At 44.2% G+C, this 24,598-nt stretch carries 19 protein-coding genes; 15 read left to right on the top strand and 4 right to left on the bottom strand.

The window, feature by feature from the left end; translation table 11 throughout:
- The first annotated feature begins 23 nt into the window (after positions 1-23).
- The 7 genes from B5X60_RS08035 to B5X60_RS08005 all read left to right on the top strand — a co-directional run bounded on the left by B5X60_RS08035 (position 24) and on the right by B5X60_RS08005 (position 9,820).
- The gene (locus B5X60_RS08035; protein WP_079702068.1) at positions 24-1,184 is read left to right on the top strand and encodes a chromate transporter; all 1,161 of its coding nucleotides are present in this window, start codon (positions 24-26) and stop codon (positions 1,182-1,184) included.
- Between the two features lie 154 nt (positions 1,185-1,338).
- Positions 1,339-2,808, top strand: a complete 1,470-nt coding sequence (locus B5X60_RS08030; protein ID WP_079702067.1) for an ankyrin repeat domain-containing protein — start codon at positions 1,339-1,341, stop codon at positions 2,806-2,808.
- 1 nt (position 2,809) lies between these two features.
- Positions 2,810-3,301: a DUF2271 domain-containing protein gene (locus tag B5X60_RS08025; protein WP_079702066.1), complete on the top strand. Its 492-nt coding sequence runs from the start codon at positions 2,810-2,812 to the stop codon at positions 3,299-3,301.
- A 9-nt stretch (positions 3,302-3,310) separates the two neighbouring features.
- The gene (locus B5X60_RS08020) at positions 3,311-5,506 is read left to right on the top strand and encodes a PepSY domain-containing protein (protein ID WP_079702065.1); all 2,196 of its coding nucleotides are present in this window, start codon (positions 3,311-3,313) and stop codon (positions 5,504-5,506) included.
- Between the two features lies 1 nt (position 5,507).
- Positions 5,508-6,500 carry an FAD:protein FMN transferase gene (locus tag B5X60_RS08015; RefSeq protein WP_170878403.1) on the top strand — a complete coding sequence of 331 codons (993 nt, stop codon included), beginning with the start codon at positions 5,508-5,510 and terminating at the stop codon, positions 6,498-6,500.
- Positions 6,501-6,574: 74 nt separating this feature from the next.
- On the top strand, positions 6,575-8,746 hold the full coding sequence (locus B5X60_RS08010) for an alpha-L-fucosidase (RefSeq protein ID WP_139377397.1): 2,172 nt from the start codon (positions 6,575-6,577) through the stop codon (positions 8,744-8,746).
- Positions 8,747-8,980: 234 nt separating this feature from the next.
- Positions 8,981-9,820 (top strand): hypothetical protein, encoded by an 840-nt coding sequence (locus B5X60_RS08005; RefSeq protein ID WP_221406213.1) that lies wholly within the window; start codon positions 8,981-8,983, stop codon positions 9,818-9,820.
- A 146-nt stretch (positions 9,821-9,966) separates the two neighbouring features.
- Here B5X60_RS08005 and B5X60_RS08000 read toward each other — a convergent pair whose 3' ends face one another.
- Entirely contained in the window at positions 9,967-10,374 is a 408-nt protein-coding gene (locus B5X60_RS08000; protein ID WP_079702063.1) for a hypothetical protein, read from the bottom strand.
- A 207-nt stretch (positions 10,375-10,581) separates the two neighbouring features.
- Between B5X60_RS08000 and B5X60_RS07995 the strand changes: the two genes are divergently transcribed.
- Positions 10,582-11,037 carry an SRPBCC family protein gene (locus tag B5X60_RS07995; protein ID WP_079702062.1) on the top strand — a complete coding sequence of 152 codons (456 nt, stop codon included), beginning with the start codon at positions 10,582-10,584 and terminating at the stop codon, positions 11,035-11,037.
- A gap of 120 nt (positions 11,038-11,157) precedes the next feature.
- Here the strand turns inward: B5X60_RS07995 and B5X60_RS07990 are convergent, their stop codons facing one another.
- Positions 11,158-12,672 carry a sensor histidine kinase gene (locus tag B5X60_RS07990; protein ID WP_139377396.1) on the bottom strand — a complete coding sequence of 505 codons (1,515 nt, stop codon included), beginning with the start codon at positions 12,670-12,672 and terminating at the stop codon, positions 11,158-11,160.
- A gap of 374 nt (positions 12,673-13,046) precedes the next feature.
- On the opposite strand from B5X60_RS07990, the gene B5X60_RS07985 reads away from it, so the two are divergent.
- The 6 genes from B5X60_RS07985 (at position 13,047) to B5X60_RS07960 (ending at position 18,064) form a co-directional block, all read left to right on the top strand.
- Positions 13,047-13,376, top strand: a complete 330-nt coding sequence (locus B5X60_RS07985; RefSeq protein ID WP_079702060.1) for a DUF6970 domain-containing protein — start codon at positions 13,047-13,049, stop codon at positions 13,374-13,376.
- 131 nt (positions 13,377-13,507) lie between these two features.
- On the top strand, positions 13,508-13,720 hold the full coding sequence (locus B5X60_RS07980; protein WP_079702059.1) for a hypothetical protein: 213 nt from the start codon (positions 13,508-13,510) through the stop codon (positions 13,718-13,720).
- A 641-nt stretch (positions 13,721-14,361) separates the two neighbouring features.
- Positions 14,362-14,796, top strand: coding sequence for a LexA family protein (locus B5X60_RS07975; protein ID WP_079702058.1), 435 nt, complete (start codon positions 14,362-14,364; stop codon positions 14,794-14,796).
- Positions 14,780-16,033, top strand: a complete 1,254-nt coding sequence (locus B5X60_RS07970) for a Y-family DNA polymerase (protein WP_079702057.1) — start codon at positions 14,780-14,782, stop codon at positions 16,031-16,033. Before B5X60_RS07975 ends, B5X60_RS07970 begins: the two co-directional genes overlap by 17 nt.
- 324 nt (positions 16,034-16,357) lie before the next feature.
- Positions 16,358-16,972, top strand: coding sequence for an SOS response-associated peptidase family protein (locus B5X60_RS07965; protein ID WP_079702056.1), 615 nt, complete (start codon positions 16,358-16,360; stop codon positions 16,970-16,972).
- 174 nt (positions 16,973-17,146) lie between these two features.
- Positions 17,147-18,064 carry a hydroxypyruvate isomerase family protein gene (locus B5X60_RS07960; RefSeq protein ID WP_317043743.1) on the top strand — a complete coding sequence of 306 codons (918 nt, stop codon included), beginning with the start codon at positions 17,147-17,149 and terminating at the stop codon, positions 18,062-18,064.
- A gap of 110 nt (positions 18,065-18,174) precedes the next feature.
- Here B5X60_RS07960 and B5X60_RS07955 read toward each other — a convergent pair whose 3' ends face one another.
- Both B5X60_RS07955 and B5X60_RS07950 read right to left on the bottom strand, forming a co-directional pair.
- Positions 18,175-18,963, bottom strand: a complete 789-nt coding sequence (locus tag B5X60_RS07955) for an energy transducer TonB (protein WP_079702055.1) — start codon at positions 18,961-18,963, stop codon at positions 18,175-18,177.
- Positions 18,964-18,991: 28 nt separating this feature from the next.
- A complete protein-coding gene (locus B5X60_RS07950) occupies positions 18,992-21,145 on the bottom strand; it encodes a GH92 family glycosyl hydrolase (RefSeq protein WP_079702054.1) in 2,154 nt (717 codons plus the stop codon).
- Positions 21,146-21,532: 387 nt separating this feature from the next.
- Between B5X60_RS07950 and B5X60_RS07945 the strand changes: the two genes are divergently transcribed.
- Positions 21,533-24,577, top strand: coding sequence for a SusC/RagA family TonB-linked outer membrane protein (locus B5X60_RS07945; RefSeq protein WP_079702356.1), 3,045 nt, complete (start codon positions 21,533-21,535; stop codon positions 24,575-24,577).
- Positions 24,578-24,598 lie beyond the last annotated feature (21 nt).

Here is a 24,598-nt window from a genome sequence, read left to right as displayed (position 1 = left end):
TGCAAAAAGATTATTGATCGCAAATGAGCAAGCCGTCCTATTCACTAAAGGAACTCACTTTATATTTCTTAAAACTCGGTACATGGGGCTTTGGCGGGCCTGTTGCCCTGGTCGGCTATATGCACCGCGATCTGGTGGAGGAAAAAAAATGGCTCACCGAGGAAGAATACAAAGAGGGGCTCGCTTTGGCTCAGCTGGCTCCCGGACCCCTGGCAGCTCAATTAGGAATCTATATCGGCTTCGTACATTATAGGCTGTTAGGTGCAACACTGATCGGCCTCGCTTTTGTGCTTCCGTCCTTTGTCATGGTGCTGCTGCTGGGAATGGCTTATAAATTATATAGCGGGCTACCCTGGATGCAGGCCGTTTTTTATGGAGTGGGCGCTTCTGTTATCGGCATCATTGCAATGAGCGCTTATAAGCTTACCATTAAATCAATTGGTAAAGTAAATTTGGATTCCTTCAGGTCAAACTGGCTGCTGTGGATTTTTTATTTGATCGGTGCGATCATTACTGTGATCACTCAGCGGGAAGAGGTACTGTTGTTTGTGTTAGCTGGTCTGATCTACATGTTTATCAAGGCTCCCCCGAAATGGTTTAAAAAGCCGGTACTACCATCAGTGTTATTGACAGGAATAGGTTTTTGGGATTATTCAACAACAACCTTGGTCCAGATAGCCTTTTTCTTCACCAAAGCCGGGGCATTTGTTTTTGGCAGCGGGCTCGCGATAGTGCCGTTCCTGCATGCTGGTGTCGTGCAGGAATATCGGTGGCTGACTGAAGCTGAGTTTGTTGATTCGGTAGCCGTTGCTATGATTACACCCGGACCTGTGGTAATTACCGTGGGATTTATAGGTTATCTGGTCGCGGGATTTCCCGGTGCATCAGTTGCTGCTTTGGCGACCTTCCTGCCTTGTTTTCTATTTACGGTTGTTTTGGCGCCTTCCTTTAAGAGAATAGCAAAGAATCGGAGTATAAAGGCATTCGTCGACGGTATTACGGCGGCCGTAATTGGTGCACTTTTAGGTTCGGTGATCATTATTGCTATGCGATCAATTATTGATACCCCTACTGCTTTAATCGCGGCAGTATCTGTGTTGGCATTGATTTATATTAAAAAGCTGCAGGAGCCCTATGTTATTTTAGCGGCGGCTATCGTCGGAATACTGATAAAAAGCTTTTAATTAAACATTCCCGCTCCAGGCCATTCAGCGCTTAATTCAGACCATTAATAATATATTTCACTCGATCCTTCTTATTTAGAATCAATCTTATTAAATTTGCCGGCAGCTGGGTAACCAGTCTGGAATTTTAATATCATCATCTTAAATAATTGAAATGAAGTATTTATTAACTGCAATGCTGGCTTTCGGTTCATTCGCTGTAAGCGCACAAAATGTATTTCTTGACCGGGCTTACTGGAAAACGGCTCCAAATGTTGCTTCTATTCAGGCTGAAATCCAAAAGGGAAACGACCCGGCAGCGTTAAACAGCGCCAACTATGATCCGGTGGTGTTAGCGATTTCAGAGAAAGCCCCCAATGAGTCGATAAAATTTCTGCTGTCGCAAAAAGGAAACGACGTGAACAAACTTACCCATGACGGTCGGACTTATATTTTCTGGTCGGCCACTGCCGGTAACACCGAGATTATGGAATTCCTTTTGAATAAGGGGGCAAAAGTAAATATGGTTGATGACCATGGTGCAAACCCGGTAAATTTCGCGGCTGGTTCTGGTCAGGCGAATACTAAGGTTTATGACCTTTTGCTGAGCAAAGGTGCAGACCTGAAAAAGGATGTGAACCAGGATGGAGCAAATGCCTTGCTGATCAGTGCCGGCGCCGACAAAGACTTTGCTCTGCTAAATTATTTCACGTCGAAAGGACTCGATATCAATAATACAGATGCCAATGGAAATACTATTTTCAATTATGTGGCCCGAACAGGTAAAATAGATGTTTTAGCTAAACTGATTGAAAAAGGTGTGAAGTACAATGATAATGCATTCCTTTTTGCAGCCCAGGGCGGTCGCTCAGGCGCCAATACGCTGGAATTATATCAATACCTGGAGAACTTAAAATTAAAGCCGACGGTGATTGGTAAAAATGGCGAGACTGTGTTACACGCTATAGCACGTAAAGACAAACAATCTGAAATAATAAAATATTTTATCTCGAAGGGAGTAGACGTTAATAAAGCCGACATTGACGGTAACACTGCGTTTATGAATGCGGCAGCGGCGAACAGAGACCTGGCGGCAATTGAATTGTTAGGTGCCAGCGTAAAAGACATCAATCAGAAAAATAAAAATGGCCTTTCGGCACTCGCTCTGGCTGTGCGCGGTAACAGTCCTGAAGTTGTGGCTGCTCTGATTGCCAAAGGAGCTGATGTTAAGGTTGTGGATAAGAATGGAGATAACCTGGCTTATTACCTGGTACAATCTTATACTCCGCAGAATTCAGTTGCTTTTGATGCTAAGTTAAAGCTGCTTCAGGACAAGGGATTAAATTTTGCAGCACCTCAGCAAAACGGCAATACCCTTTACCACCTTGCTGTTGCGAAGAATGACCTTACACTTATCAAAAAGGTTGAAGGTCTTAATATTGATAAAGACGCGAAAAATAAAGAGGGATATACTGCGTTGCATAAAGCAGCAATGAGTGCTAAAGACGATAGCCTGATTAAATACATGCTTGAGATTGGTGCAAAGAAAGCAACCAAGACTGAGTTTGATGAGACAGCGTACGACCTGGCCAAGGAAAATGAGTACTTGTCGAAAAATAAGGTATCAATAGACTTCCTGAAATAATATGAATAGCCTTTTTAAAATAACACTGGCGTTTGCCCTGTTGATCTGCAGTTCAGTTTTTGCTTTCGCGCAAAAGCCCGGGACTAAGAAATATAAATGTATGGTCCAGATGACCAACTACGTGGGTGAGGAAGCTTATATCGTCGTTTCTCTTATAAATCCGAAGGGTGCGTATGAAAAGACTATCTATATGATGGCTACGGATAAAGAATGGTACAAGGATCTGGAAGAATGGCATAAGTTTCAGAAGAAAAAGCCTGTTAACATCAGCGCGATCACTGGTGCTTCAGTAGCTGGAGGCGACCGTGCAATCAAGGTATTCGAAATAGAAGATTCGAAGATCGACAAAGGTTATACGCTGCGGTTTGAGGTAGCTGTGGAAGACAAAGAATATCACGTTAAAGACCTGGAAGTACCCCTTACCAAAGCAAATGTTTCCGGCAAAATTGATGGCAAAGGCTATATTCGATACGTTCGCATGAGCCCTAACTAAGCAGGCTTTATGACGATTTCAATCTGGAGATACAGTCATTTAGCCCTGGCTGTATCTTCTTTTATTTTTATACTTCTTGCTTCCTTCACCGGCATCATCCTGGCCTTTGATCCGGTAGCTCAAAAAACTCTTCCCTACCGGGTTAATAATTTCAACCAGATCACACTGGCAGAAGCGATACCAGCGATAAAAAAAGCTTATCCTGAGGTAACCGACATTACGGTTGATGCCAATCAGTTTGTGATCCTGAACGGTACAAATGAGCAACTGGAGAATGTAACCGTATATATCGATCCCCGGACAGGAAAGTCCCTGGGTATCCCGGCCGAGCAGAGCAGCTTTTTTCAATGGGTTACTGCATTTCACAGGTCTTTGTTTTTAAAAGAAACCGGAAGGTTTATAATCGGGCTTACTTCATTTCTCCTGCTTCTGATTGCCGTTTCCGGCACCATTCTGGTCATACAGCGGCAGCGCGGGGTAAAGCGTTTTTTTTCAAAGATCGTCAGGGAGAACTTTGCACAATACTACCATGTGGTACTGGGGCGTGTTTCTTTGATATTTATCATAATTATCGCTTTTTCGGGAACATATCTGTCGCTTGCCAGGTTCGAGGTAATAAAAACCCAGCAGATCTCACATAATATCGACTTCGACTCTATCAGCACTGATAATAAGCGTGTACCAGCAGAATTTCCGGTCTTTACTAAGACTCTTTTTGCCGATGTTAAAAGCATCGAATTTCCTTTCTCAGAAGATCCTGAAGACTACTATACCCTGAAGCTTAAGGACAGGGAGTTGGTGGTTAACCAGCTAAACGGCGACATCCTGAGTGAAATACCTTATACCCAAACGGCCATGCTGACTGAGCTCAGCCTTGACCTTCATACCGGGCGAACGAACTGGATCTGGGCTTTGATCCTTGCCCTGGCAACCGTTAATATTTTGTTCTTTATCTATTCTGGTTTTGCTATTACGCTGAAGCGGATCGCTAATAAGGTGAAGAATAAATATAAAGCGGGTGATTGCCGTTTTATTATTTTAGTAGGCTCGGAAAACGGCAACACCTTCTTTTTTGCCAGAACGATTTATAAGCAGCTTTTAGATGCGGGGGAGAAGTGCTACATCGCTGAGCTTAATAGTTATGATACCTTCCCAAAAGCAGAGCACCTCATCGTGCTGACTGCAACCTATGGCCTGGGTGATGCTCCGGTTAACGCTGCGAAATTCCTGTCGCGCCTTGAAAAAATCCACCAGCCTAAGCCGGTTAAGTTTTCTGTTGTGGGGTTCGGATCGCATTCCTACCCGGATTTCTGCAAGTTTGCTTTTGAGGTCAATAATAAGCTTGCGGCTCAGGAATGGGCCCTGCCACTGCTGGAGATCCATACGGTCAATGACCGGTCGCCTGACGAATTTATGCAATGGGCTTCCCAATGGTCGCAGCAGGCTGGAGTGCAATTAAATATTTCTCCGGCAGTATTCCAGGTGAAGCCGAAACGTCCTCAGACCCTAACCGTGACCGGAAGATCGGAGCTTAGCCATGCGGAAGGGGCTTTCCTGATCACGCTCAAGCCTTCGGGACGGGTGAAATATACGTCAGGGGATCTGTTAGCTATTTATCCGGCCAACGACCACCGCGAGCGCCTGTACTCGATTGGGAAAATCGGCGACGCTATCCAGCTAAGCGTGAAACTCTATCCCGGTGGGCTCGGATCCGGTTATTTGAACAGTCTTAAGCCCGGAGATAAGATCAGGGCACGGATAGATGCGAACAAGCATTTCCATTTCCCTAACAATGGAGCACCGGTTCTGATGATTTCCAATGGCACCGGTATTGCGCCTTTTCTGGGTATGATCGACCAGAATAAATTGAAGTCTTCGTGCTATTTGTATTGCGGCTTCAGAGGGGAGCAATCATTCCGTTTATATAAGGATCTGCTCGACGCAAGTTTAAGAAGTCTGAAATTAAAGCAATTGCAGGTAGCCTATTCACGCGAGGGCGACAAGAAATACGTTAAAGACATACTGGCCAGAGATGAAAGTTTTGTGGCAAGCCTGCTGGACGATGGGGGTACCATCATGATCTGCGGATCGCTGGCCATGCAGCAAAATGTGATTGAATTACTAGAAGATATCTGCGGGAAGGTAAATAATCGTGACGTAAGTTACTTCCAGGCGAGGGGACAGATCCTGATGGACTGTTATTAAAATGAAACGGATTCTGATCATTATATTCTTATTCCTTGCTTTCAACGGCAGCGCCCAGGTTTTGCAAAGCAGGGCCGTTCGCCTGATGGGGAGCCGCTTTGATATCACCATTGTTGCCAAAGACAGCGCCCTGGCGGAGAGATACATTGATACCGTAATAGCCGAAGTGGACCGGATAGAAAATCTGATATCAGACTGGCGGCCGCAAACCCAGGTCTCGGAGATTAACAGGAACGCCGGTATTAGACCAGTAAAAGTCGACCGCGAAGTTTTCGAGCTGACTGAACGAGCTCTCTATCTCTCCAGGATAACCGATGGAGCTTTCGATATTAGCTTTGCAGCCATGGACAGGATCTGGAAGTTCGATGGTTCCATGAAAGAAATGCCGGCACCTGAAGCAATCAGAAGATCGGTGGAAAAGGTGGGTTATAAAAACATTATTCTCGACAGGGAAAACAGCACCGTATTTTTGAAGCTGCCGGGCATGAAAATCGGTTTTGGTGCGCTGGGCGAAGGCTACGCGGCAGATCAATGCCGCAACATGATGAAGGCTAAGGGCGTCACCGCAGGTATTGTGAATGGATCGGGCGATATGAACACCTGGGGCCGGCACCCTAATGGAGATAGCTGGAAGATAGGAGTAACAAACCCGGTTGACGATAATGAGCTTTTTGCAATCCTTCCGCTGGAAGAAAAAGCTGCGGTAACTTCGGGCAGTTACGAAAAGTACGTGGTATTCAACGGAAAGCGATACGCCCATATCATCAACCCGAAAACAGGATACCCGGTAAGCGGCTTGTCAAGCGTGACCATTGTTGGCCCGAGTGCCGAATTTGCAAATGGCCTGAGCACGTCTATAATGGTGCTTGGAAAGAGAAGAGGTTTAAGGCTTTTAAGGTACTTTCCAAAATATCGCGGGATTTTTGTCAGTGATAAAGGAAAAGTTACCACCACCAGGGGCATGAAGATCGAAACAGTTGATCGTCTTCAATAAAATTCAAATTCCATCTTTGTTGGGAGTGTAATTATCGAATCCTTCGGTATATTGCTTTAACAAAACCTAGAAAAATGACTGGAAGCTCAAAAAAATCATCCACTTGTTTACTGCTAATTCTGCTGTGTCTAATGCTCAATGCTGGATTGGCGAAAGCTCAGCAATACCAGCCGAACTGGCAGAGCCTGGATAAACGCACGGTGCCTGAATGGTACACCCAAAGTAAGTTCGGGATCTTCATTCACTGGGGTGTGTATTCAGTGCCCGGCTGGAGCACCAAAGGGAATTATGCCGAATGGTACCAGCAAGGTTTGCAAACGACCGACAAAGCACGGCAGGAATTTCACAAAAAGAAGTTTGGCGACAGGACCTATTACGATCTGGCAAGCGATTTCAAAGCCGAATTATATAATCCAGATGACTGGGCTAATCTTATTGAAAGCTCAGGCGCAAAATATGTGGTGCTGACCTCCAAACACCATGATGGTTACGCGCTCTGGCCGAGTAAAGAAGCCGACAGAACCTGGGGCTTTCCCTGGAACTCTGTGAGCTCTGGTCCGAAGCGTGACCTCCTGGGCGATTTGTTTACCGCATTACGTAAAACTTCAGTGCGGCCGGGAATGTACTATTCATTGTATGAATGGTTCAACCCGCTTTGGAAAACTGATAAAGACAAGTATATAGATACTCACATGTGGCCTCAGATGAAAGAACTGGTAAACACCTATAAGCCCGAAGTTTTCTGGACAGACGGCGAGTGGGATCTGCCTGCTGAACGGTGGAAATCGGAACAGTTCCTCGCATGGCTTTATAACGACAGCCCGGTGAAAAATTCGGTGGTAACCATCGACCGTTGGGGGTCGGGCGTGCGCTTTAATCATGGCGCTGTCTACAGTCCGGAATACCAGCCCGATCTGGATTTTGAAGATCACCCATGGGAGGAAAGCCGGGGAATTGGCTATTCCTATGGCTACAACAGGGAAGAGGATGCCTGGGATTATACTTCAACGCAGTCGCTTGTCATATCCCTCGTTGATAAGGTTAGTCGTGGCGGGAACTTCCTGCTCGATATCGGTCCTGATGAACATGGGAAAATACCGCCGATCATGCAGGAGCGCTTGCTGCAGATTGGCGACTGGATGAAGGTTAATAATGAAGCGATTTATAATACAGTTAGATGGAAAACACCCTCACAGTGGAGCGAGGGCAACCGCAATTATGTGGCGAAAAAAGTCGAGGGCGACTGGAAAACCACCAACGATTACATGATGAAGATCACCGTGGATCCGGATTTGGGCTATGCAGTGAAGGAGGTGTTTTATACCTACAATCCAACTAGCAATACCTTATACGCGATCCTCCCAAAATATCCTTCTTCGAAGAAAATTACATTGAAGGATGTGCAGCTCGGTCAGCAGGTAAAAGCCAGGCTGTTAAATTCCGGATCAGATTTGACTTTTAGAGTCGATGGGAGCGGGACCGAAATAAGCTTGCCCGAGTATGACCCGAATACCGTGAAAGCACCCTATGCGTTCGTTATCAGATTAACAGATTTCGGGGCATTTGCAAAGCGGCCATCCATTTCAGTTTTACAAAATAATAAATCGCTAAAAGCTGAGGTAAATATTACTGCCGAACCCGGATCAGAAATCTTTTATACCCTTGATGGAAGCGAACCATCCACCTCGTCTACAAGGTATTCAAAACCATTTGCCTTAAACGCACAAGGCACTATTAAAGCTATTGCGGCAAAGGCAGGCATGCTTGATAGTAAGGTAAGCAATGCTGATGCAAAGCTATACACCTGGAACAGCGCTTTGCGTGCTACAGTTAAACCTGGCATAGCCTACGAATACATTGAGCCGGAAGGAAAAATAACAATGGAAAGTGCTGACCAGGGCGCTGCTAAGATCACAGGTACAGCAGGGGAATTCTCGCTTACCCAAAAGCAGCGGGCTGAAAAGTTTGCATTTCGCTTTGCGGGTTACCTTAGCATTGAGTCCGACGGGATCTACACTTTTTTCCTTGATTCTGATGATGGGAGCAAGCTGATGATTAATGATAAACTGATCGCCCTGAATGACGGCCCCGAGAAGAAACCTGAGGGAAGCATTGCGCTAAAGAAAGGGCTTCATAAGATCAACTTAAGCTATTACGATAGCGGGGGCGGTAATCATTTGAAAGTCAGCATTCAGAAATATGGAGGTGAAAAAATTCCTCTGCCGGCTGCATTGCTGTTCCGGTGAAAGCACGGCACTGACACCATTTTGACTTTTCAAAACTAACCCGAAGTCTACTTTACCGAACTAATTTTTATTTTCACAAGAAAATTAATTGTAAGTTAAGATTTGCATTTACTGTAAATTGGGACCTTCAAGAATTAATACTTGTTTTTAAAAAAAGCCGTGAAGTGCTCATAAGAATTAAAACAATCCATCATGTCCTGTTGTAATTCATCTAAACTAACTGAAACTAATGCTATGAAACTATTAACCAACTACTGCACACTAATTTTGCTGCTCTGTGCTTTACCCGGGTTTGCCCAGCAGGACACGACTACCCGAAGAACAAATACCAGGGGCGACCGAAACACATCCGTTACAACTTCCTCTCAAACCAATGTGCCAAGGGCCCAAAGGCAGACTATTCCAACAAGTCCCTATAGGCCAACTGACCCAATAGGCTCAGATCAGCCTGATGTTTTGCTGGATGTTCCCCATCTTTCAGTAGATGAGATCACTGTTGAGGTGGAGAATTTAAAAGCCAATCTTTCACTGGATGCGCGCGTTGCAAGCCTGGTGCAGCTTAAAGCTGGTGTGGATGTGGGGATCGATAAAGTAAAAATTGGGATAAAAGGCGTTCAGGCGAGCGTATTGCTTGTGGTCCGACTGGATAATGTGAGAGCAATTATTGACAAGACCCTGACCACTTTAGATAACAACCCGCAACTAGTTACTCAATTGCTTCAAACCGTTGATAACACTGTAAATACAGTAGGCGGTGTTGCTAATACAGCTTTAGCGCCCGGAGGTGTATTAAGTCAGACCATCAACACCCTCGGTCAGACTGTTCAGCGTACTCTTGACACAACAGGAAATATCGTTGAAAAAACACTGGACACCACCGGTAAAGTTGTAAGCTCAAATAACGTGGGTAAACTGCTCGATTTACCGGTTATCAGTCAGACTACAAATGCCGCTGGCAATGTAGTAAAACGGGTTCGCGATACTACCGGCGCAGTACTTGAGTACACGCTCGACTCAGCAGGTAAAATTTTGAACTCCCGGGTGGTAAGTTCAGGACCGGCAACGAATAAATAGAATCAGGCATGGAATTTCAGGGTCGTTTATCGCAGCCATCGCGTTGTGCATAAACGACCTTTTTTATTATTTGCATTCTAATCAATTTCAGCTCCTGATACCTGACTCCTGATACCTCATACCTCATACCTCCTACTTCTTACTTCTTACTTCCTACTTCCTACCTCAGACCTCCGACCTCCCTTATCCAACACATACAGCATCCCAGACGAAATAACACACATCAATACCGAGGCGATAATCATTGAATTCTCTTTTTCGAGCGTTCCAATTATCGCATCCCCGATAAACATAACCAGGAGGAAAATATAACTGATGGTAAGCATTGGAACCGATTTTTTATAGGTGGAGTACGCTAAAATAACACCCAGCGCAAATTGCCGGGCAGCCCACATATATATCAGATAAAGAACACCCGACGCACCGAGATCCACTTTTTCTGTAATAGATTCAGGCGACAAGCAGAGTGCGAATGCAGCGAAAATTTCCATTAAGGCGAAAAACCCCGATACGATCAGGATCCAGACTGGCAGTGTTTTTTGATTGGCATCCATGCAGTTCTTTTTCCCTGAAGTTACAGAATTTTTAAATTACATATTACCCCCGCATTTCTCCATTCTCCATTCTCAATTCGTCCTTCCACCCAATAAATCCCTTAGTCGCAATCTCCCCCTAATTTTGTCTCTTTTAAGCCTCATCTCCTGAACCCTAATCTGTTATTTTTGTTCATTACCTAATACCTAATACCTAAATACTCGACCATGGAAAAGTTAAAATTCACTAAGGAAATCAATGCTCCGGCACAAAAAGTATGGAAAGCTCTTTGGAATGAAGAAAGCTATGCCCGGTGGACTGAATCATTTAACCCGAACGGAACCGGTTCTGCAATGACCAGCGACTGGCAAGTAGGAGGCAGAACGATCTTTTCGGACAAGGAAGGCAATGGAATGATCAGCACGATCAAAAGCATGAACGAACCTACTGATGTTGTATTCCAGCATTTGGGAGAAATAATAAAAGGTGTTGAAGATACCACCAGCGAAAAGGTACTAAACTGGGCAGGCTCTCTGGAATCGTATCATCTGACCGAAAACAATGGAACTACCACCCTGACTGTACAGGTAGAAACCCTAAAAGAGTGGGAAAAAATGATGACAGATGGGTTTGGTAAGGGGTTGGAAATTGTGAAGGAAATTTCGGAGAGAGTTGACGGTTGACGGTTGACAGTTTACGGTTGACGGGTGACAGTTGAAAGGTGAAAGTGGACCCAGACTCCCTGTCGGTAGCTTTTGACATCTGACATCCGACCTCCGACCTCCGACTTCCGACTTCCGACCTCAGACTTCCGCAGGCAAACTTACCCAAAACGTGCTTCCTTCGCCGGGTTTGCTTTCGGCCCATATCTTACCTTCATGCCGCTGGATAATCTGGTGAGTGAGGTACAGGCCTATACCTAAGCCTGATATATTTGGATCATCTTCTGCCCTGTAAAAGCGGCCGAAAACATGCTTAAGCTTATCTTCTGATATTCCTATGCCATAGTCTTTGATGCCAATTATCACCTGATCATTCTCATGATGCAGTGAAACCTCGATCACGTCTGCTTTAGGTGAATATTTGATAGCATTGGTCATCAGGTTAACCAGGGCTTGCTCTATCCGGTGGGCATCGGCATTGATGGTTAACTGAATACCATCTGAATGAACCTTAATTCTATGGGTAGTGTTGGAATGTTCTAGTAATTGAATAGCGTCATCCAAAACTTCTCTGATATTAACATGAGTTTTTGTCAGGTGCAGCTGCCCGGATTCGATCTTTGATACATCCAGGAGATCGTTTACCAGTGATGACAGTTTGCTTACCTGCTGCAGTGTTTTTGTAAGGAACATTTTTGGCTTTTCTTCCGTAATCACCCGGTCAAGAATCTGAAGATAAGCCGAGATAGATGTCAGCGGGGTTTTTAGCTCGTGGCTCGCCAGGCCGATAAACTCATCTTTCTTGGAATTCAGCGATTTAATCTCCTGATACAATCTTTCCGCTTCTTTCTTTGCCTCGACCTCGACCGTAACATCCCGGGCTATTTTTGCCGCCCCAATAATTTGGCCGTCAATGATTATGGGCGAAACGGAAAGGGAGATAGGTATCAGTTTGCCATTCTTATGCCGCCTGTAAGTTTCGAAATGGTCGACTTTATTTCCTTGTTTAATCTTGCCGATTATATAATCTTCTTCCCTGATCCTTTCCTCAGGTATAAGGGTCGAAATATGCTTCCCTATAATTTCATGTTCCGTATAGCCGAACATCTTTTCCGCGGCTTTATTCCAGCTGGTGATTATCCCCTCCAACGTTTTGCTCAGGATCGTATCATCCGAACTATCTACAATCGCTGCCAGCTTCGCCTGCCTTTCGCTGGCTACGGTTTTATCTGCAATGTCACGCGCGATCTTCGAGGCACCAATCACCTTCCCATTTGCGTCGTGTATAGGTGATACAGATAATGATATCAGCACTTCCTTTCCCGATTTTGCAAGCCGTACTGTTTCGAAATGGTCGATTTTAGTACCTTGAGAAACCTGTCTTATAATCAGGTCTTCTTCGTTTAACCTGTCTTTAGGAATAATCAGCGAAATGTGCTGCCCAACAGCTTCCGCCTCAGTATAGCCAAACATTCTCTCCGCCGACTTATTCCAGCTCGTGATAACCCCTTGAAGCGTTTTGCTGATAATCGTATCGTCGGAAGTATCAATAATCGCCGCCAGCATAGATTGTCTTTCTTCTGGGGAAAGTGTGGAGGGCAGGTTTTGCAGCATATAATATGATCTGGTATTTTGGGGATGACCTATCAATCTCACAACAAAAAGTTGTAAGCGATTCAGCTTGTTAACAATCGTTAACCGAAATTGTTAGTCTAGTTGGTTATATAATGCAGACGGCCAACTATTCCGATCGAGTAGTTGACTAGTCGGTAGTTAAACGTAGAGACTTGCAAGTATTTGATCTGTTTGAAAGCAGTTTGTTCGAATAAGCAGTAAATAACGGCATATATCGAGCTCTCGTTTACATATGAGCGGTCGATCTGATTATACCCGTCTAAAAACAAGTTCTAAAAATTCTTGTTATTTCAATGAAATCGCCCTGGATGGGATTTTTAGTTACGTTCATAATTTGCATCGCTTAGTGCCGAGGCACATAATTTTAAGCTTGACAATTTTTTAATTCCCTGCCTATGAAATTTTTGACTTGTTTGCTTCTGTCTGCAATAATCGTGGTTGCCTGCACCACACAAAAACCTTCCCTGCCAAAATGCCTTGAGGCTAAGATCAAAGAATACAGCACATCATCATCCTGTAGCGATGCTAAAGTTGATGAATATACTTTCCAGGGAAAGACGGTTTATGCCTTTGGCCCGGGTACCTGCGGGGCAGATATGACGACAGAAGTTATGACAGCTGATTGCACAACATTAGGGCGTTTAGGTGGAATAGCAGGAAACACCAAAATTAACGGAGAGGAATTTTCGAACGCAAAATTTGTTAAGACCGTTTGGAAAAAATAATCTGGTCTGGATCTCCTCTTTTCAGAAAACTTATTACAAATCAAACATGTATGTAATAACCGCATTACAGGCGCGGGTGTTGTAGTAGCAAACCTGAATATTTAAATGCCGAAACTTTTTAGATTGAAAATATGGAAGTTTATTTATCAGATTTCAGCCAGGGGAATATTCGTGCTTTTGTTACCCAAGACCAGGCACGGAGCTTTCTAGTAGATATTCCGCAGTACAGGCTTTCATTAACCCTGGTTGAAGAGGAAGAGGAATGGCGATGCAGCCAGTCTTCAGGAATCTATAACCCGGCCTGGATTAACGAGATCGTCTGGCAAATTCGTCAGATCATTTAACATTTATCTTGACATAAAATCTGCCTCTGCGTGCGGTTGATAAGGATATGTTTGGGGATACTCCACAGGATATTGTCCAAAATTTATCAACCAACAAGCAACGCACAAGTGTTGTAGTCACTTTCATGATTTGCAATAAATTCATACGGCTTGTATTGCGCCGTTAAGACTAAAATGTGGATTTGCGAGAAATATCAGGCAGGCGCGGCTGTTACTCGTATTTAGTTATTGTTTTAAGGCACTCGTGATTTCCCTCTGGTCCTTTATATTTGGTTTTATCATAGAAATCGGCATGCCTACTTTTTGCCTGAAGAAACCTCGGCAAAGCGGAAGCTTTAATGCCTATAAAAAACATCGTAATTAAATTCTTATTGGGAGTAAAATAAAAATACTAAAAATATTAGTATTATCAATTCCAGATACCTAGCTTTGATTCCTATTTGCAGAATATGAGTTTACAGCACAATATCCCAAGTGACCATGTAAAACAGAATCTATGGTAAGGCCGGATATATCCCCAATCAAGCTTGAACTATTGGAGCACAGGAAATATATCCAATTTCAGCGCCGCAATGAATATCGTGCAGCGGTCCAGAACAGTCTGTACCCCTATTCAAACGAAATTGAAACAAGTGATAACGATGACAAGAGTAAAAAAGCAAGCCAATAAGCGCGATGTACTTGGTTTCCGGCTGCCCATGATGATGCATGAGGAGCCGACACTTGACATCAGTGATATTTTAGTGATAGATCCTGATAATACCTTTTACATGCGTATGGGAAGTGAGGCGATGACCAGTTACCATATACTGAAAGATCAGGTCCTGGTAATTGACCGTGGACTTAAACCTATTCCAGGAAGCATTGTGGTCTTCTATCATGGCGACGAGTTTTTGACGCGTGAGTACCGACCGGACGGATCCCGCTTGTTGTTGAAGGCAGCGCGTGAGCAGGATACGATCGTTATAGACGATACAGATACCTGGAGCTGCTGGGGAGTAGTTACAGTTACATTAAATCCGGTATTGCAGCCGGGGCATATGATAGGGAGGTACGCACGTGTTTGCGCATGTTGACATCAATAACTGCTATGTAAGCTGCGAAACGCTTTTTCAGCCTCATCTAAGAGGGAGGGTGGTAGTGGTACTGTCGAATAACGACGGCTGTGTGATAGCCCGAAGCAATGAGGCAAAGGCTATCGGAATTAAAATGGCCGACGCTGAATTTCTTGTCCGCAAGCATCTGGCAGAAAATAATGCAATCATTTTTAGCAGTAATTATGCATTGTATGCAGATATGAGCGCCCGGATGATGAACAACCTAGCACGTTATACCCCGATGCTCATGGTTTACAGTATTGATGAAGCGTTTCTGGATCTTCAAAATATTAGAGGCCTCGATTTGCACAAGCATGCACAGCTAACGAGCACAAATGTGATGCGGGATACCGGGCTTTCGATCACACTGGGTATTGGCCCCACTATGGCGCTTGCTAAATTGGCGAACAAAGCGGCAAAAAAGCTAAAGCGGGATTACTTAGTGCTCGACACGGAGGCCAGGATCAAAGATGCGGTAAAAAAATTCCCGATTGAAGATGTATGGGGTATTGGTCCGGCTTATTACAGCAAACTACGCCAGTATAATATTATGACAGCTCAGGATTTTCGCGAACTCAAGCCGGATTTTGTACGTCAGCACATGACGGTACAAGGATGGCGTTTACACCAGGAACTTTGGGGTAAACCCTGTAACGTAATCAATGATGTGGCCGAGCGATCAAAGGGAATTGAATCCAGCCAGAGTTTTAATATCTATCAAACAACCCTGGAGCCCATTGAAGAAGCGGCAGCCATGCACGCAGCTGCTGTTGCACTCAAACTGCGGCAGCAAAAAAGTATGGCAATCACGCTCACCATTTATTTGCGCACCAACAAACATAATATCAAACATGATCAGCATTATCCGAGCATCACCGTGAAAGTTCCTTTTGCTGCGAATAGCACCCATCAGTTAACCCGTATTGCCGTGCAGGCGATCCGTGCTATCTGGCAGCCGGGCTATAATTACCTTAAGACCGGGGTTCGCGTTACTGGAATTATTCCCGAAAACGAAGTCCAGTACAACCTTTTTACCAAATACGAGCATAGCCGTGAACAAAAACTGGCAGGCCTGATGGATGATTTAAACGGCCGTTACGGCCGGGGTACGCTGCGTTTGGCAGTCGACAGCCTTGAGAGGAAATGGGCAATGAAACAGGAATACCTGAGTAAACAATATACCACCGACTGGAAAGACATTATCGTAACGCAATGAAAAGGATATTTTACAAGGAACTCCAAAGGCCTAGCTGTTCTTTCCACCTGAAAAGAAGAAGAAAAATATCGATGAATTTGCCCGGAAGGTCTGCCTGATCATTTGTGCAAAACTTAAGGAGCTGGGGAGGGAGGACATTTCAATCACAATCACGATGCGGCATATTGTTTCCGAAATCAGTCATTGGAAGACCTTTTACATCGACAAGCGTCAAAGCGAAAAGCAAGTGGCACCCTCACTGGAGAAAGAGAAGGACTGGTATTACAGCGCTGCATGAAAACTAAAAGACTAAAATAATTAGTAAAACTATTCGTTTAGAATGGTATGTGCGGACACGTAGAAATTGGTGAGCAAAAGGACCTCAGGATTATTAGCAGGGATGGCTCATCGTACACTCCAAAAAGCGATAGTGGCGGTAAACCTGGCTCAATGATGCCAGTCGTCACAGATGCATCACCAACCAAAGTTCAATCCTTTCGGTGGGGTTTACTGTCTCTTGACGATGATCGGATCCATAGCAAGAACAAACATGCGCGCATTGAATCCCTGTTCACCGTCCCGGTATGGAAAGAGCTCATCGGCCGAAAGCACTGTGTGGTTCGGATCCAGGCTTTTTTTGAATACAACCGTGAGCAGGAGCGAACTTACCGAATCGAACGTGCAGATGGACAGCCATTTTATATCGCCGGTTTATGGGATATCTGGCTGGACATCAAAACCAATGTGCTTCTACCCACTTTTGTGATGATCACCATGCCGCCGAATTCAGCGATGGCAGAAATTCACGATAGGATGCCTGCGATCCTGGAACGTAATCAGGTTAAGACCTGGTTAAACGGAACCTATACCGGATCGCAGCGGGTTGCATATTTGAGGGAAAATCCTTGTGTTGCTGAGGATTTGAAGATTCGTGTTGAAAAGGATCATCGGATTGGGTGATAGTAGGTTGACGTCATGTTTTGCCGTTACTTCGAATATCTTTTTTCACGAAAGAACGCAATGCCACCGCTAAAGTTTGTGTATTATTTCAGCCCCTCATTAGATTTTTGCAAAGAAATAATAACTTGCGTTAGAGTTCCCTAAGACTACAATGAACTTGGGTATTAAATTCCTATGATGAAAAGAAACGAATTTCTTAAAAAAAGCCTTTTGCTCGGTGTGACAGCTGGTTTCGCAAACTCAGGTATGGCAGCGATGCTGAACAATCCAACGGCGGAGAAGACTTTTAATCTCAATTATGCACCTCATGCGGGAATGTTTGAAAACCATGCGGGGAAAGATTTTATTGACCAGATAAAGTTTATGCATGATCAGGGTTTCCGGAGCATTGAAGACAATGGCATGATGGGGCGCAGTCCGGCAGATCAGACGAAGATTGGCGAAACTCTAGCCCGCCTTGGAATGACAATGGGAGTTTTTGTGGTGGAAAAGGGAGGGAATTCAGCAAATACTCTGGCCGCAGGAAAGAAAGAATATATCGACATATTTTTAAAGGGGTGTACAGAGGCCGTTAACGTGGCAAAGCGAGTAAATGCAAAATGGGTGACGATCGTGCCGGGTGACTATGAAAGGAATCTTCAGATTGGTATACAGACCGGACATGTGATCGAGGCATTGCGCCGTGGGGCAGATATTCTTGCTCCACATAACATCACCATGGTGCTGGAACCGCTTAGTGATAGCCCCAATCTGTTTCTTCAGAATGCGGATCAAACCCATTTAATTTGTAAGGCTGTAAACAGTCCTGCATGTAAGATCCTGTATGATATCTACCACATGCAGCGGAATGAAGGCCATTTAATAATGACCATGGATAAATGCTGGGATGAGATCGCTTACATCCAGATCGGTGATAACCCGGGCAGGAAGGAACCGACCACCGGGGAGATCAATTACAAAAACGTCTTAAAACATATCTACAATAAAGGATACAAAGGCGTTCTGGGAATGGAACATGGAAATTCGATAAAGGGGAAGGACGGGGAGCTGGCGCTTCTTAAAGCGTACAGGGAGGTGGATAGCTTTATATAAGTATCAGGAATTAAGTACCAAGAATTAAGTATCAAGTATCAAGTATCAACCTGCCCACAGTTGATGCAAATGACCTGCTTGTGTCCATCACAGGCTGGTGTTTGATCTTATCAACCCAATCTAAAATTTAAAGGCATCTTGTGCCTCGCTTTAGCTGGTCGCCCAAATTGTAAAGCCGGAATCCATAAGGGCATGCCTTTTACTACGCGAATGGCTTCGTTGTCGATATCTTGACTAACACTTTTTAAAATAGTGATGTCCTTGATCTCTCCAATGGCGGTGATTGTAAATGCTACAATGACAGTGCCCTGAACTCCCCTTTCTCTGGCTTCAGGGGGATATTTTAAAGTACGAACCAAATAGGCACCAAAACCCTTATCGCCTCCGGGGAATGACGGCTGACGGTCAATTTTTGACCTATCGGTTTCTGTTTCACCGTTTGTTTTGAAGTATTCCGCATTGACTATGTCACCTTCCTTGTATACAACCGCAGCGGAGACCTTATCATCGAGATAATATTTCCAGGGGCCTTCATGTTTGTCGTTTTCATATCGCCCATGGCTGTCAACATTTTTACCGAGATAAGTTACCGCGTAACCATGCTTGACTTTAAGCTCAGCATCCATGTAAGTAATTTTCTGCTCCGGTTGACTTGTTTTACTGAATATCTCTTCCACATAACCGCTGTCGGTTTTTGTGACAAGCTTCAGGTATTGTGCCTGCTTTCTCTTGCCGACTTCCTTGTATTCTGAATTTAGGTAGAGGGTGTCCCGTTCAGATAAATAGGTTGAACGTTGGAAGGAGAGAGTTGAAGGGAGCCGAAGAGCCCGATTGTGAATCAAGGGTGGCTTAAATGATACAAGCGCACAAGTCAACAATGTTAATAAGATGAATTTCATATTTTCAGAATAGATGAACTAATATAAATTATTTTGTCAGGATTTGGATCGTACCTCCATTTTTAAAAAGATCATGAGGCACATAATAGCCCTTATTCTCTTTCCCGTCTACCCGGATAGATTTCAGGTCGCGGCCCTTCCCGGGTTTTTTGATTGTCAGCCATTTTCCGGTACTCGTTTTCCATTTCACTTCGTCAAATAAAGGGACTGTTACCAGGTATTCCGGATCTGTTGCTGAAAATGTATAGAGGCCCAAAGCGGTAAAAACATACCAGGCCGACATTTCCCCGGCATCATCCATCCCCGAAAGGGTGAGTCCGTCACTCATGCCGTATAAATTATTCAGAATGTAGTCAAGTATCTTCTGGCTCTTTTCCGGTTTTCCTATGAAATAGTAGCTGAAGGGAGCCTCATGATCAGGCTGGTTTCCATGACAGTATTGTCCGATCATCGTTTCAATATTCCTGGCGATGTGATTTGGATTCCAGGGTACAGTAAAAAATGAATCAAGTTTTGACTCGAACCCTTTGGGACCGCCATATAGTTTGATCAGGCCAGGCATATCGTGCGGTGCGTAAAAAGAAACCTGCCAGGCATTGGCCTCCCTGTACATATATTCGTAATAGGGGTATTGCGGATCGAAGGGTTTGATCCAATCACCATTATCCAGTCGGCCGCGCATAAAGCGGGTGGATGGATCAAACATGTTTTTGTAATTACCAGAGCGGGCCATAAGTATGCGGTAGTTCGCTGTATCGCCCAACTTTTTTGCGATCTGAGCCAGGGAGTAGTCATCGTAAGCGTACTCAAGGGTTTTGGATACCCCTGCTTTCGCTTTTGTTTCCACATGGGGTTTGGGGATGTCCGGATCAGAGATATAACCTTTAGCCATATATTCAGCGAGGTGCGGGCGCGCCCGTCCCGGTACATTTGCATTTCTAAGCAATAGCTGATAGGTAGCCCTGATGTCAAAACTATCTATACCCCGAAGGTATGCCCCAGCTATTGATGAAGCGCCATGGTCACCATGAAAGAAGGTCGGAATATAGCCTGTTTTATCACCAACATCTTTCATTGATTTTATCACGTCGACAGTAACATCAGGGCTGATTAAGCCCAGCAGTACGTCTTTATTGCGATAGGTGTCCCACAAGGAAGGCTCGGTATAGTAGTTAAAATTTCCTTTTACAGTATTCTTTGCTGCATCCTTATATTCTCCGTTTACGTCGCTGCGGAGTGCCGGCCAGAGAAACGAACGGTACAGACATGAATAGAACATTTCCCGCTGTTTCTCAGAGCCACCCTTAACCTGGATTTTTGAAAGGAGCGTTTCCCATGTCTGATTTGCTTCTTTACGAATTGTTTCGAAAGATTTGTTACCGATTTCCGATTCAAGATTTTGCTTTGCGTTCGCTGCGCTGACGAATGACAAACCAATCTTTAATTCGACTGGTCCAGCAGTGCCATCAGCGAGATGTACAATAGCATATCCGGACTTGGTACCTTCATCAGTTTTCACCAGTTTTTCTATTTTGGTATTAAGTACCGCATAGAAATATATGTTTTCTCCGCTCTGAAACCCCTGTAATGCAGCATCACCGGCCTGTTCTATGTTCCAGGTACTCACCCGGCTAAGTGCTTTTGAAAGATCAAAAAGGATTTGCCTTCCTTTATTGTTTTTGAATTCATATTTGTGATACCCAGCCCTCAACGTGGAGGTCAGACTGACCAATACATTGTAGTCGTCGAGATATACCTGGTAAAAACCCGGCGAGGACTTTTCTTTTTTATGTGTAAAGCGTGAGCCAAATTTCGGCCCGGGATTAGAAAGCGGCAGTACAGGAATATTTCCGAGGTTCCAATGCCCCTTATTTGTATGGCTGAAACTCACGATCACTGAATCTTCGTACTCATACCCTGCGCCTGCGGGCTGGTATTTAGTCATGGGGCTGAGCTGCACCATTGCATTCGGTACTGAGCTGCCGGGAAAGGTCAGGCCGGCCCATGATCTCCATCCCTCAGGCAGCTTATATCCTAAAATTTTGGGGTCGGTGAGTGGACTGGTGCCTACGAAGGTGTTTACGTATCGGGTATATCCCGAGCTTGTTTGCCCGTAAATACTGGTACTGATTTGAGACGCTGCAAAAATGAGCAGTAAAGAAATTTGCCTGAAACATTTCATAGTAGATGAATAAGTTTATCAATATGCTAAAATGATTTAGTATTTATCTATAGGTTTATTGAGAGTGAAAAATATTTCGTTGTTCAATATTAGCTTGCAGACCTAATGCACGCATATTGTTACATGTAAAATGCGTATTTCACGCAATCGAACCAGTTTGTAACTAAATTATTACTAATATACTTTAACTATTCTTTTTTTTGTCGTTGAAAGATTTCTAATTTCAGTTTGCTAAAACGTTTTAGTAAAACTATACCTAATCTTTCGAAACATGCCTTTAAACCAAATGAAACCTTTTAGCCACGGCTAAGGTAAACCTGCCTGGACAAAATTTCAGGCGCTTTAATGAAAAACCAACTAAATCAATTTTTAACAAAATCTATTATTATGACTAAAAAGTTTACCAGATTAATCGCCCGGCGATTTACTAAGAGCGGGTATGCCTATTGTTTAGGATCCCTCTTTTTTATTGGCACGACAGCTTCGGCCGGAGCAGCAAGCTTAAATTCAGAACCGGCTAATGCTGCAAGCAGTGTCAGGAAAGCTGATATTGTGATCAGGGGAAATGTTAAAGATGAAGGTGGAGTTACTCTGCCAGGTGTATCTGTAAAGGTAAAAGGAGCAAGTACTTCAACCAGCACAGATAACAACGGTAATTTCACCATTAATGTACCAGGTGAATCTTCCGTGCTTGTATTTACCTATGTTGGCTTCACTTCTCAGGAGATCGTTGTTGGATCACAAACAAATCTGAATGTCCGGCTTGCAATCAGCACTAAATCATTAGAAGAAGTTGTTGTAGTTGGGATTGGTTACGGTACGCAGGGTATTAAGGAAGTAACGTCAGCGGTAGCCCACGTTGGTCCGGAGCAATTCAGACAAAGTGGGTCGAGAAATCCACTGGACCTTATACAGGGTAAAGTTGCAGGACTTAACCTTACCAGAACCAGCGGCTCAAATCCTAACAGTGGGGTTTCAATTCAGTTGCGTGGCGTCGTTTCCGTTGCAGGAAGTGCCAGCCCATTATTCGTGATTGACGGAATTCCAGGTGCGAACGCAGATCTTCTGCAACAAGACGATATTGAATCGATCGATGTGTTGAAAGACGGGTCAGGTGCGGCTATTTATGGAACCAGTGCAAACGCAGGAGTTATCATCATCACTACTAAAAAAGGCCGTCCAGGTCCGCCGAGATTCGACTACAATAGTTATTTGAGGACGGAAAGGCTTGGGCCAAATAGAAGAGAATTCCTTACCGCTGATGAGTTCCGTCAAAAGATCAAGGAAGGACAGATAGCGCAGCAGGATTTTGGAAGTTCGACAGATTTTTTAGATCAGCTTATCAATCACGATAACCTATCGCAAAATCATAACCTCTCTATGTCAGGTGGTAGTGATAAGACAAGTTACCGGGCTAGTTTAAACTTTCGGAACCTCGAAGGGATAAGTAAAGAGAACAGCAGGAAAGAATATGCTTTAAGGTTGAATATGAATCAGAAAGGTCTTCAAGACAAGTTGAATGTTCAACTGAACCTGGTTACTAATTTCAATAATGCAAATTTATTAGGCGGTGGAGGCTGGGAAAGTGAAGCGACCAAGAATCCGACGCTTTCTAACTTCAAACCTGACGGAACGTACCGCTTTGACCTTACCAGTACAAATGAGTATGCTCGGTTATTCCAGGAAACCAATTACAGAAAACAGCAAACCAGTTCAGCTGATGTTAAGGCTGATTTAGAGATTCTCAAAGGCCTGACGGCATCTGTTTTTGGATCGGTTACACGTAATAGCTGGCTGGATGGTCAATACCGTTTAAAGGCAAGCGAGAATTCAGTTGAGAACACGGATTTTCCAAGTGGCGGGTATGCTTATCGCAGTCCTTTCCTGTCAAACGCGTTTGCTGTTGAGCCGACTATTACCTACAATAAACTAATTGATAAGCATAACGTGACTGCCCTTGCCGGATATAGTTATCGTTACTACCTTGAAGAAGGTGGCGCATTTTCCAACCGGGGTTTTATCAATGACCTGTTTCATGAGGATAACATTGCTCAGGGATCTGCTCTCGCGCTTGGAAAGGCAAGCATGAGTAGTTTTAAGAATGATAATACCCTGATTGCATTCTTTGGGCGTGTAAATTATTCATACAACAACAAATACCTTGCGCAGTTTATCCTGAGAAGAGAAGGTTCATCCAGATTTGGTGATCAAAACAAATGGGGATATTTCCCCGCGGCCTCAGTTGGCTGGAATATTTCCGACGAGTCTTTCATGGATAATGTAAATTTTGTTGATAACCTGAAACTTAGGGTAGGATATGGTGTGACTGGGAACAGTGGATTTGCCAACAACGCCTCCAGGGTAACTCTGGGTGGTGGTGGCCGTTACTTATTCCCGGATGGACAGTACCTCGAAACCTATGGGCCAACGCGGAATGCTAATCCTAATCTGAAGTGGGAAACGAAGCATGAGCTCAATGTAGGCATGGATTTTTCATTGTTCAAAACTAAAGTCAACGGTAGTCTTGAAGTCTTCGACCGCCGGGTGGTAGACCTTCTGGATACCTACACTTCACCTCAGCCGCCTTTTATACAGAGCAGCATTTACACGAACGTGGGGACTATCTCTTCCAAAGGGATTGAGCTTGCTTTCAATTATGCTCCAATAAATCGCAGCAACCTCGGATGGGATATGGACTTCACGGGAAGTACCCTCAAGAATGTGCTTGATTCTTATTCCAATGACGAGTATAAGGTGCTTTTCAAAACTTTCGGTGGTATCGGCGGCGCTGGTGCGTTGGGAGACGCGATAGTAACCTATGAAGGGGAACGTCTTGGTGAATTCTGGGGTAAACGTTTTGCAGGATTTGACGCAACGGGTAAATGGCTGTTCTATAACCGTAAAGGTGAAAAAGTACTGAACGCGCAAATCAACAATTCCAGAGATAGAGCAGTTACAGACCTTGTTAAAATCGGAAACGCGATTCCTAAATTCTATGCCTCGATGACACAGAACCTAAGGTTTAAAAACTTCGACTTCCGTGTTTTCTTCCGAGGTAAATTCGGACATGATATCCTGAACACTTCAGCAATTTCCTATGCAAACAAAACCTGGAGTGGTAACCTGCTGAAGAGCACCTTTGATAAATACAGTGAAATTAAGGATACCTACATGTATTCTGATTACTACCTGGAAAAAGGCAGCTATGTTAAGCTTGATGAAATTACGCTGGGATACAACTTTAAGTTGAACACGAAATACATCCGTAATATGCGGGTATATGCGAATGGTCAGAACCTCGCGACCATTACAGGATATACAGGCAGTGACCCTGATTATGTACCTGATAATGGATTAGGCCCTGGTATTGACGGCAGGGGACCCTATCCAAGCACAAGATCGTTTATGGTAGGATTGAATTTAGGCTTTTAAATTTTTGAAGATGAAACCATC

Source organism: Daejeonella lutea (assembly GCF_900168015.1).
GTDB classification, from domain to species: Bacteria; Bacteroidota; Bacteroidia; order Sphingobacteriales; family Sphingobacteriaceae; genus Daejeonella; species Daejeonella lutea.
Note: the sequence above shows the minus strand (reverse complement) of the source record. Positions and strands in the feature narration are given on the sequence as shown.